Source organism: Candidatus Contendobacter odensis Run_B_J11, assembly GCF_000531125.1.
Lineage (GTDB): Bacteria > Pseudomonadota > Gammaproteobacteria > Competibacterales > Competibacteraceae > Contendibacter > Contendibacter odensensis.
Window position 1 is genome coordinate 1 of sequence record NZ_CBTK010000007.1, and the last position, 1,006, is coordinate 1,006.

General features: G+C 52.4%; 2 protein-coding genes. Both read left to right on the top strand.

Features of this window, described 5'->3' with window-relative positions:
• The first annotated feature begins 299 nt into the window (after window positions 1-299).
• Complete coding sequence (locus tag BN874_RS24905) at window positions 300-503, top strand: transposase (protein ID WP_195912066.1); 204 nt, start codon at window positions 300-302, stop codon at window positions 501-503.
• A complete protein-coding gene (locus BN874_RS26295; RefSeq protein ID WP_034430074.1) occupies window positions 443-673 on the top strand; it encodes a zinc ribbon domain-containing protein in 231 nt (76 codons plus the stop codon). The genes BN874_RS24905 and BN874_RS26295 overlap by 61 nt, the downstream gene beginning before the upstream one ends.
• Window positions 674-1,006: the final 333 nt, after the last annotated feature.

The following is a 1,006-nucleotide window of genomic DNA, read 5'->3' on the forward strand; positions in this document are numbered from 1 at the left end:
GTCCCTACGCAATCCCTTCTACGACCGGCGGGGTCGTTCGTCATCCATGACTCACTTCAAGGCGGTAATCGTTTTGGGCGTCAGGTCAAGCTGACGCACCAGCCCTTTCAAGGTACTCAGTTGATGGTTGACGTAACCGTCTGATTCTCTGTTACCCGACTCGGCCTAACATCGGGTTTGGCTAAGAAGAGGGTTCGAGGTTAAATTCAACTTATTGATTTTCAATGTTGTATTTTTACACCTTGAAAGGGCTGGTCTTCAAGAGTTGAACGTGAAAGGCATGACAAAAAACCACTGTCTTGCCCGTGCGGTCAACGATGCTGGATTTGGACCACTGTCTTGCCCGTGCGGTCAACGATGCCGGATTTGGCGCACTACGCCAGATGATCGAATACAAGGCCGAACTTCGCGGATGTGTTCTGCGTGCGGTCAACGGCATGACATGCCGCTCGCCCAGCGCAGGATGGAATGTGAGTGCGGCCACTCAATGGATCGCGACGTGAACGCGGCCATCAACATTTTGAATTTCGGTCTGGACACGCTCACGCCGGACCTTAAACGCGCACAAGAGACGGGTAAGACTTCGGTTCGCCGAAGCACGGTCGTTGACGGTGCGAAGATGGCTACTTGTCAGATAATCCAAGATTGTCCAGATTCGAGTAGGCATTTATGAGCGGAATCAAGCCGATAGTCATTTGCTCATCGATGAGAGCGGATTCCCGAGAGCAGGGCGGCATTTGGTCGGACGGAAAAGACTGGCCGCCGTGCCGCTACAGATTATTTGATAACATGCGCAATAAAATCCAAAGCAATAGGATAGCTTTCTTGCTCGCTTGAAAAACCGATTCTTCCTTCCAAGAGAGGGTCAGATCATGACTGATTTCCACGGGTTGGCGTCCCCGCTGACCGACCGCACCTCGGCAACCGATGACCAGCGCATCGAGAACATTCTGCCGTTGCCTCCGCCGGTGCACCTGATTCAATTCTTTCCGATCAAGAACACACC